The organism is Aeromonas sp. PS2Canimalfood6, assembly GCF_048276795.1.
Classification (GTDB): domain Bacteria; phylum Pseudomonadota; class Gammaproteobacteria; order Enterobacterales; family Aeromonadaceae; genus Aeromonas; species Aeromonas caviae.
This window is the reverse complement of the sequence record NZ_JBLUXC010000090.1, coordinates 1-9,388: the sequence shown is the minus strand read 5'-3', so window position 1 is coordinate 9,388 and position 9,388 is coordinate 1. Positions and strand designations below refer to the sequence as shown.

Sequence of the window (9,388 nt, the reverse complement as noted above, 5' to 3'; positions counted from 1 at the left end):
GGTTGTACCAATGCTGCATGCAGTGAATGCGTAACATGGTTTCCAGCGGATAAGGTCGCCGGCCATTACCAGCCTTGGGGTAAAACGGCTCGATGACTTCCACCATGTTTTGCCATGGCAGGATCTGCTCCATGCGGGACAAGAAAATCTCTTTTCTGGTCTGACGGCGCTTACTGCTGAATTCACTGTCGGCGAAGGTAAGTTGATGACTCATGATGAACCCTGTTCCATGGCTCCAGATGACAAACATGATCTCATATCAGGGACTTGTTCGCACCTTCCTTAATCAAATTGCGTTGAGTAATAGACTATCTGTCGCATGGATGGCGAACAAATGATCGATTTCCCGTAAAAGTGATAAGTGGAGCTAATCAATGGTGTTCAAACAGTGGCCCCCGCTCAACGTGCTGCGGGGCTTTGAGGCGGCGGCCAGACTCGGCAGTTTTCATCAGGCGGCGCAGGAGCTGCACCTGACCCAGTCCGCCATCAGCCAGCAGATCCGCTCGCTGGAGGAGCTGCTGGGCCAGCCGCTGTTTCACCGGCAGGGGCGCTCGGTCACCCTCACCGATGCGGGGCAGGATCTGCTGGAGACCACCCAGAGCGTGCTGTTGCAGCTGGCGATGGGGATCCAGCGGCTGGAGCAGTACCGCAAGCCGAACCAGCTGGTGCTCAACACCAGCACAGCCATCGCCCGCCACTGGCTGCTCCCGCGGCTGGGGGCGTTTCATCGCGCCCATCCCGAGGTCGATCTCTGGCTGTTCACCAGCGACGAAGAGCCCGACATGGCCGAGCAGACCATCGATCTCGCCCTGCGCTGGGAGCTGGCCCCCCAGGCCGAGTGTCGTCACCAGCTGCTGCTGACAGACCGCCTGCTGCCGGTGGCCGCCCCCGCCGTGCTGGCGTTGCCGGCGGCAGAGCGCACCACATTGCACGGGGAGCGGGTGCTGGACTGGCACCACTGGACCCTCAAGGGCGGGGAAGATCTGCAGCTGCAGACCTGGGGGCTCAACTTCTCCGATCCCGGTCTCTTGCTGGACGCCGCCTGCCAGGGGCTCGGCATCGCCCTGGTGAGCGAGCGGCTCTCCCGTCCCGCCCGTCAGCAGGGGCAGCTGTTGCCGCTCTCCACCCACAGGGTCAAGGGGCCGCAGTGGCATCTGCTGGTACATCAGGAGAGCGAGACCATGCCGGAGTGCCGCGCCTTCTGTCGCTGGCTTGAGTTGCAGTTTGCCGACCCCGCTCCCGCCGAGAATGGTTTGCCATCCCTCTGAGGCAGGTCACTGAATCGGGCCCGCAAGGGTGGTTAAATGGGCGTTCGTCTCTTTGCCGGATCTTGTCGTGACCATCCTGTCCGCCTCCATGCCGCCAGCCCGGGCCTGGCCTGACTATCTGCAAGCCTCCTGGCTGCGCTGCGCCCACCAGACCAGCGCGTCCCTCTGGCATCCTCCCCACTGCGCCAGAGGGCAGACCCTGGAGAGCCTGCGCCAGCGCAAGCGGGACCTGCTCACCACCGGCGAGATGGCGCTGGAGGATCTCTACGAGTTCATGGAGGGGCGCCCCTGCGCCCTGCTGCTCACCGACGAGAGCGGCTGCCTGCTGGCCCAGACCGGCCACCCCGATACCCTGCGTGAGCTGGCGACGCTGGGGTTTGGCCCCGGCGCCTTCTTCAGCGAGGGGCGCATCGGCACCAATGCCATCAATCTGGCGGCGCTGGAAGGGATGCCGCTCTGCGTCAGCGGCCCCCAGCACTTCAACCAGCGTCTCCACCCCTGGCACTGCTGTGCCAGCCCTGTCTACAACAGCACCGGTCGCCAGGTGGCGATCGTGGCCCTGATCTGCCGGGTGGAAGAGGCCGCGCCGGGGGATCTCGCGCTCACCGTCAGCGCCGGGCGCGAGCTGGCCCACCTGCTGCAGATGGAGACCCTGATGCAGGAGTCCCAGCACCACCTGAGCGAGCTCTACGCCCTGCTGGACGGCATGGATGATGGTGTGCTGGCCTGGGATCCGCAGGGCCGGCTGCGCTACCTCAACGCGCTGGCGGCCAATCGGCTACGGCTCGATCCGGCGCTCTGTCTCGGCCAGCCACTGGAGCAGCACCTGCTGCTGCCCCAGCGGTTGCAGCTCGCCATCAAGGGGCAGACCCCGCTCAGCCATGTGGAGGTGACGCTGGAGAAGCTAGGCGCTCAGGAGGGGGTGTTCATCAATGCGCTGGTGAGCCTCAAGCCACTACCCGGGCCGGACGGGGTCAGTTTTATCGCCCTGCTGCACCCGGTCGATCGGCTGCGGGCCATCAGTCAGCTGCGCCAGACGGTACCCGAGCTGTCGGCGCTGGTGGGCGAATCGAGCGCCATGCGCAAGCTGCTGCGTTACGCCCGGCAGGCGGCCCAAAGCCAGGGGCCGATACTGCTGCGCGGCGAGGAGGAGGTGGGCAAGGCCCAGCTGGCGGAGGCCATTCATTTTAGCAGCGAACGGGCCGCCGGGCCGCTCATCACCCTCAACTGTCAGGCCCTGCCGAGCGAGCGGATGGCGCTGGAGCTGATGGGCTCTGACGAGGCCGGGCAGGAGCGGGCTGGCAAGTTCGAGCTGGCCCACGGCGGCACGCTAGTGCTGGAGCAGGTGGAGTGCCTCTCTGCCCCCATGCAGGCGGCGCTGCTGCAACTGCTCAAGACAGGTCGCCTGCAGCGCTTCGACTCGGCCCGTATCCTGCCGCTCAAGGTGCGGATCATCGCCACCAGCAGCGCCCCGCTGGAGCAGAAGGTGCAGGAGGGGCACTTCGGCCGCCAGCTGCTCTATGCCCTGCAGGCGTGCGAGCTGTGGCTGCCAGGCCTGCGCGAGCGCAGCGCCGATCTGCCCGGTCTCATCAGCCAGCAGCTGGCTGCGCAGGGGCGCGAGCCGGTGCGCCAGTTCAGTCCGGCGGCCCTCGATTGCCTGCTCGCCTATCCCTGGCCCGGCAATCTGGGGGAGCTGCGCAGCGCCATCGAGCATGCCCTGCTTCACGCCGGTCAGGGGCCAATCCCGCCGGAGGCGCTGCCGGCCGCCATTCGGCACGGTTATCAGCGGGTGGCGGACGAGGTGGTGGGGCAGCCGCTGCTCACCCTGGCGGAGCTGGAACGTCAGGCCATTTTGCGCTGCGCCCACGCCTGCAAGGGGCAGGTGAGCCAGATGGCCCAGCATCTTGGCATCAGCCGCACCACCCTCTGGCGGCGGCTCAAGCTGCTCGAGATCGATCCTGCCAACTACCACGGCTGACGCCAGTCCGAGCCATTGCATATCGGTTCGCAGAACATGAAAAAGGCCCCGCAGATGCGGGGCCGTTTTTATATGGCAAGGTCAGCCGTGGCGCGGTTACAGCCCCAGCTGGTGAGCGGTGACGATGGCCGCCAGCACATCCTCGGCGGTGACCTTGAACGGCATGTTGTGGATGGTCTCCCCTTCCGCAGTAGAGGCCTTGGCCACCTCCATCAGGCGCGCCATGTCCAGCTCCTTGACCCCCATCATATGCAGGTTGGTGGGCAAACCGATCGAGCGGCAGAAGGCCAGCACCGTCTCGATCTCCGCCATGGGAGCGTTCTCCAGCACCAGCTGCACCAGGGTACCGAACGCCACCTTCTCACCGTGGTAGAGGTGGTGACACTCGGCAAGCTGGGTCAGGCCGTTGTGAACCGCGTGGGCGGCGGCCAGACCGCTGCTCTCGAAGCCGATACCGCTCAGATAGGTGTTGGCCTCGATGATGTTCTCCACCGCCTTGGTGCAGAGCCCCTGCTCCACCGCCAGCTTGGCCTTGTAGCCATCGGCCAGCAGGGTCTTGTAGCAGAGCTCGGCGATGGCCTGGGCCGCCAGGGTGGAGGCGCCACCGGCCATGGTCTGGCAACCGGACACCTTGTTGGCGCGCGCCTCGAAGTAGGTGGAGAGCGCATCCCCCATGCCGGAGACCAACAGCCGCACCGGGGCGCGGGCGACCACGCCGGTATCCATGATGACCATGTTGGGGTTGGTCGGGATCATCAGGTATTCGCTGAACTGCCCTTCCGGGGTGTAGATGACCGCCAGCGCGCTGGTGGGGGCATCGGTGGAGGCGATGGTCGGCACTATGACCACCGGCACCTGCTGGTAGAAGGCGACCGACTTGGCGGTATCCAGCGTCTTGCCGCCGCCGATGCCAATGATGACGTCAAACGGCGTCTGCTTACAGCGGGCCAGCAGGCGGTCAATCTCGGGGCGGGAGCATTCGCCGTTGAAGCAGTCGAACTCGGGCTGGATGCCTGCCCCGTGGAAGCTGGTGGCCACGGTATCGCCAACGAGCTTGGTGACGAAGGCGTCGGCCAGGATCAGCGGCTTGGCGCCGAGCGCCTTGACGTAGTTGCCGATGTTGGCGAGGGCCCCGTTGCCTTGCACGTATTTGCTGGGGCTGATGATGATGCGGTCCATATTTTATCCCTCTCTATTTATTTCGTAAGACTTCTTTTGAAACTAAAGGAGGCGAAGGGGCGGCAGTGCCGGGGACTCCTTCGTCTTTCACTTGCATGACAGCGCCTTGAAGCAGGCAGGTCAGTCGCCGAAGCGCTCCGCTGCCAGTTGCTGGAAGCAGGCCAAGGCGGCCTCGGCATCCTCCCCACGCGCCAACAGGGTGAGCGTGTCGCCCTGGCGCACGTCGAGCATGGTGAGCCGGGTCAGACTGCGGGGGTTGGCCTCTTTCTCCCCCTTCTGCAACTTGAGTTCGGCGGCAAAGGGCTTGAGAGCGGCCACCAGGCGGGCGGCGGGGCGCACGTGCAGGCCGTGGGGATTGTCTACCACCACCTCGCAGCGCAGCCAGCCGTCGTCAGGGGCTGGAGCGGCTTCAACGGCCTGCGGCTCCGCCTTGCCCGGCAGCATCGCCTGTTTCGGGCCCAGCGCGCCGAGCGCCTCGGCGGCGACCTCGTCCAGCGTCAGGCCAGAACCGGCCGCCACCACTGCGGCCAGGGTGCCCTCGACCAGCGGGGCCGGGCAGAGCCGCACCCGGGCACTCAGCTCCGGGGGCAGCAACTCGAGGGCGGTCTCGGCGCTCAGCAGGGCGCTGCCGAGATCCATCAGCACCAGCACGCCGCTGCCGTCATCCGCCTCTTCCATCGCACTCATCACGGCGATGGCGTCGGTGCCGATGGGATGGTCAGGGTCATCGACCCCGGCCGCCAGCAACAGTTTCGCCGGGCTGCCCAGCTGATCGGCCAGGGCTTTCAAACCGGCCGCCAGCATGGCGCTGTGAGAGACCACTACGATACCGATCATGTCACAACCTCGCTCTGTCACGCAGGGCGGTCAGCAGCAGCAGGGTCGAGGTGGCCCCCGCATCCTGATGGCCGATGCTGCGCTCGCCAAGATAGCTGGCGCGCCCCTTGCGGGCCTGCATCTGGATGGTGGCCTCGGTGCCGGCTGCTGCGGCAGCCACCGCCTTGTCCAGCGCCTCGGGGAGCGGCAAGCCCTGTTGTTCCGCCTGCTGCAGGGCGGCCAAAGCGGGCCACCAGGCATCGCACATGGTCTTGTCACCCGGCTCGGCACGGCCACGGGAGACGATCCCCTCCACCCCATCGCTCAGCATCTTGCCGAGCTGGCCGAGGGTCAGGCTCTGGCAGGCATCGCTGCTGGCCGCAGCCCGGATGAAGAAGGTGCCGTAGAGGGGGCCGCTGGCGCCGCCGACCGAGGAAAGCAACGTCATACCGGTGGTTTTGAGCACCTGGCCGATGTCCTTGTCCGCCACCGCGGGCAGCTTCTCCGCCACCTTGGCAAAGCCGCGCTGCATGTTGAGGCCGTGGTCACCGTCGCCGATGTCGGTATCCAGCGCCGTGAGGTAGTCACGCTGCTCGGTGAAGATATGCTCGCAGTCGAGCAGCCAGTTGACGATCTGATGCTTGCTTAACATGAATGTTCCTCAGCAGCCGCGCCGCAGGGCGGGGGTGTGAACGGGGGCATCCCACAGGGTCATCAGCTCGTCATCCACCTTGAGCAGGGTGATGGAGATGCCGGTCATGTCGAGAGAGGTGCAGTAGGGGCCGATGAGGTTGCGCACCAGATGAATGCCCGCCTCTTCGCACAGGGTGGCGAGGCGACCATAGACGCCGTAGAGCTCGGAGATGGGGGTGCCGCCGAGGCTGTTGACCAGGACGATGACCCGGTCACCCCCATTGAGCGACTCGATAAAGGTGTGCTCCTCCTGCCAGCTGCCGGTGCCTCTGTCCCAGTGGCGCAGAGTGCGGCCATAGGGGCTGTTGTCGGTCAGCTCCTTGAACATGTCGTCCACCAGGGCGTTGAGGTCGGTGAAGGGACGGCGCTCGATGCCCGGCTCGCCGTGGATGCCCACGCCGAACTCCACCTCGTTGTCAGCCAGGGTGAAGGAGGGCTTGCCGGCAGCAGGGACGGTGCAGGCGTGCATGGCCACGCCTATGGTGCGGCTCTGGTTGTTGATCCGGCGGGCCAGCGCCTCGCAGCGCGCCAGATCGTAGCCCGACTCGGCGGCGGCACCGACCAGCTTCTCGCACAGCACTGTCGTGGCAACCCCGCGGCGGCCAGCGGTGTAGAGGCTGTCCTTCACCGCCACGTCGTCATCGATGAGGGCGAAGCCCACCTTGACCCCGTCACCGTGCAGCAGCTCGACCGCCGTCTCGAAGTTGAGCACGTCGCCGGTGTAGTTCTTCACCAGAAACAGCACGCCGGCACCGCCGTCGACGGCCTGACCGCACTCGTACATCTGATCCGGGGTCGGGGACGTGAAGATCTCGCCGGGGCAGGCACCATCCAGCATTCCTTTGCCCACCAGGCCACCGTGCATGGGCTCGTGGCCGCTGCCGCCACCGGAGACCAGCGCCACCTTGCCCGTCACGGGGGCGTCGGCGCGGGTGATGTAGTGGGGTTCGATTCGCACCTTGAGCTCGGGGTGGGCAGCAGCCATCCCCATCAGTTGTTCACGGACCACGGCATCGACAGCGTTGATCAGCTTCTTCATGGCTCACTCCTTGGCTTGCCACCATACGGGTGGACAGATGGTTGATGGAGCCAGTCTAGCGAGCCATAGGGGGATAAAAATGACAGGGGTTTCGGTTCGGATCTGAAACAGCAAACAAAGCCTGACGTTTCAATCTGAAACGAGCGGATGGGGAAGATCCGGGAAAGTGTTAGCCGCCTCACAGCCATGAAAAAGGGCCCCGCAGGGCCCTTCTCGATAGCGTGAGGATTAGATGGCCCAGCCACCGGCGTAGAAGATCACCAGGGCCACGGCGATGATGACGGTGCCGATGTTGAGCTTCTTCCACTCGGCGGCAAACAGGCGGCCGACCACCAGGGCCACGAAGCCCAGCATGATGCCGGTGACGATGTTGCAGGTGAGCACGATGAAGACGGCGCACAGCATGCCGGATAGGGCATCGACCGAGTCGTTGAAGTCCAGCTTGGTGACGTTGCCCAGCATCAGCAGGCCCACATACATCAGGGCCGGTGCGGTGGCGTAGGCCGGTACCAGATAGCTCAGCGGGGAGAGGAAGATCATCAGCAGGAAGAGCACGCCGACCAGGGTGGCGGTCAGGCCTGTCTTGCCGCCGGCAGCGGTCCCTGCGGCAGATTCGATGTAGACGGCTGCCGGAGCACCACCTACCACACCCGCCACCATGCTGCTGACGGAGTCCGCAGTCAGGGCCTTGCCACCGCTGATGATGTGACCACGCTCGTTGATGAGGCCAGCCTGACCGGCCACGGCACGGATGGTGCCGGTGGCGTCAAACACGGCGGTCATCACCAGCGCCAACACGGTCGGAATCACCACCGGATTGAGGGCGCCCAGCAGATCCATGCTGCCCACCAGGGAGCCATTCTCGCCACTCAGGCTCGGCATGGCGAAGAAGCCCTGCCAGGTCACTTTCGGATCGAAGATGAGGCCGAGGATGGAGATGGCGATGATCACCATCAGGATGCCGCCCGGCACCTTGCGGCGCTCCAGGCCGAAGATGGCAGCCAGACCCAGCACCGTCATGATGACCGGGAAGGCAGTGATCTCGCCGAGCTGCACCGGCAGGCCAGCCCCTTCATTCTTGATCACCATGCCGACCCCGTTGGTGGCGATCAGCAGCAGGAACAAGCCGATACCGATGCCGGTACCGTGGGCGATGCCGGAGGGAAGGTTGTCCAGGATCCACTGGCGCACGCCGGTGACGCTGATCAGGGTGAACAGCACCCCCATCAGGAAGATAGCGCCCAGCGCGACCGGAATGCTCAGCCCCTGACCCAGCACCAGGCTGAAGGCGGTAAAGGCGGTGAGAGAGATGGCACAACCGATGGCCATCGGCAGCTTGGCCCAGAGCCCCATCAGCAGGGAGCCGAAGGCGGCGATCAGACAGGTGGCCACAAACACCGGGCCCTGCTCAAAACCGGCTGCGCCCAGCATGTTCGGCACGACGATGATGCTGTAGACCATCGCCAGGAAGGTGGTCAACCCGGCCAGCAGCTCCTGTCGCACCGTGCTGCCACGCTGGCTGATGGAGAAATAGGAATCCAGAAACCCGCCATTGCCGGCGCGGGCCGTCGTTTGTTGCGTTGCCATAGTTCATCCTGAAAGTGTGAAGGAAATCGTTTGCTTGCTGGCGCGCAAAATAGCAAGAATTTGGCGAGATTGCAGCGGATAAGCCCCCATTTCCCCGAAGTTTTTCATAAAAGGGCTCGTTGGAGGCCTCATTCTCCATGAGAGCGGCCCATCCCAAGCTTCTACACTCTTAGCTAGCCACGTTCCCATCTACCGGAGAGAAGCCCATGCACACAGGCAACCTGCTTGGCCAGATCCCCTCCCCCCTGCCCAGTGAAGTGTTCGCGGATCTGGTCAGTACCAACAATGTTCGTATCGAGCGCATTCTCTCCCAGGGGCAGCAGACCCCTACCGGAGAGTGGTTCGATCAGGATGAACACGAATGGGTATTGCTGGTGCAGGGAGAGGCCATCCTGGTCTTCATCACACCGGATACCGGGGTACAGGAACGCGTCCATCTGGGGCCGGGGGATTACATCAACATCCCGGCGCACCTTCAGCACAGGGTGGAGTGGACCCATCCGACCGAGACAACCGTCTGGCTCTGCGTCTATTACTAGCAAGCTCACGGCTCAAGAAGGCAATGCTTCTGCTGCGAAGATCGAAGAGGAGACCGTGGAGACGAAAAAAAGCCCAGTCTGTCGACTGGGCTTCTTGTTAGTGGCATAACGGACGCAGAGACGGACAAAGTCTGGCTCAAGCACAAGGGACAACAGAGCGGGATCGAGTTGTCATACCAATCAGATTAAAGATGTGATCTAATTGCTCTATTCTGGTTTCACTGTACTCAGTATGTCCGATCCAATCGATTTCTTGGCCCTCGCCAAGGCAGAAACCAACGCCAGGAAA

General features: G+C 64.3%; 8 protein-coding genes and 1 pseudogene. 3 read left to right on the top strand and 6 right to left on the bottom strand.

Annotated features, from left to right (window positions below; translation table 11 throughout):
- Positions 1-214: pseudogene (locus ACNPAA_RS20055) on the bottom strand (IS5/IS1182 family transposase); the annotation flags it as partial.
- Positions 215-374: 160 nt separating this feature from the next.
- Here ACNPAA_RS20055 and ACNPAA_RS20050 point away from each other — a divergent pair.
- Positions 375-1,268: a LysR family transcriptional regulator gene (locus tag ACNPAA_RS20050; RefSeq protein ID WP_113979267.1), complete on the top strand. Its 894-nt coding sequence runs from the start codon at positions 375-377 to the stop codon at positions 1,266-1,268.
- Between the two features lie 67 nt (positions 1,269-1,335).
- Entirely contained in the window at positions 1,336-3,246 is a 1,911-nt protein-coding gene (dhaR, locus tag ACNPAA_RS20045; RefSeq protein WP_417891969.1) for a dihydroxyacetone kinase operon transcriptional regulator DhaR, read from the top strand.
- Positions 3,247-3,342: 96 nt separating this feature from the next.
- Here the strand turns inward: dhaR and ACNPAA_RS20040 are convergent, their stop codons facing one another.
- The 5 genes from ACNPAA_RS20040 to ACNPAA_RS20020 form a co-directional block, all read right to left on the bottom strand.
- Complete coding sequence (locus ACNPAA_RS20040) at positions 3,343-4,425, bottom strand: glycerol dehydrogenase (protein ID WP_113978711.1); 1,083 nt, start codon at positions 4,423-4,425, stop codon at positions 3,343-3,345.
- 120 nt (positions 4,426-4,545) lie between these two features.
- Positions 4,546-5,262: a dihydroxyacetone kinase phosphoryl donor subunit DhaM gene (gene dhaM, locus ACNPAA_RS20035; RefSeq protein ID WP_201873113.1), complete on the bottom strand. Its 717-nt coding sequence runs from the start codon at positions 5,260-5,262 to the stop codon at positions 4,546-4,548.
- Between the two features lies 1 nt (position 5,263).
- Positions 5,264-5,893: a dihydroxyacetone kinase subunit DhaL gene (gene dhaL / locus ACNPAA_RS20030; RefSeq protein ID WP_005306235.1), complete on the bottom strand. Its 630-nt coding sequence runs from the start codon at positions 5,891-5,893 to the stop codon at positions 5,264-5,266.
- Positions 5,894-5,902: 9 nt separating this feature from the next.
- On the bottom strand, positions 5,903-6,973 hold the full coding sequence (gene dhaK / locus ACNPAA_RS20025; RefSeq protein ID WP_201873110.1) for a dihydroxyacetone kinase subunit DhaK: 1,071 nt from the start codon (positions 6,971-6,973) through the stop codon (positions 5,903-5,905).
- A 228-nt stretch (positions 6,974-7,201) separates the two neighbouring features.
- A complete protein-coding gene (locus ACNPAA_RS20020; protein WP_010675944.1) occupies positions 7,202-8,560 on the bottom strand; it encodes an NCS2 family permease in 1,359 nt (452 codons plus the stop codon).
- A gap of 206 nt (positions 8,561-8,766) precedes the next feature.
- Between ACNPAA_RS20020 and ACNPAA_RS20015 the strand changes: the two genes are divergently transcribed.
- A complete protein-coding gene (locus ACNPAA_RS20015) occupies positions 8,767-9,099 on the top strand; it encodes a cupin domain-containing protein (RefSeq protein ID WP_010675945.1) in 333 nt (110 codons plus the stop codon).
- Positions 9,100-9,388: the final 289 nt, after the last annotated feature.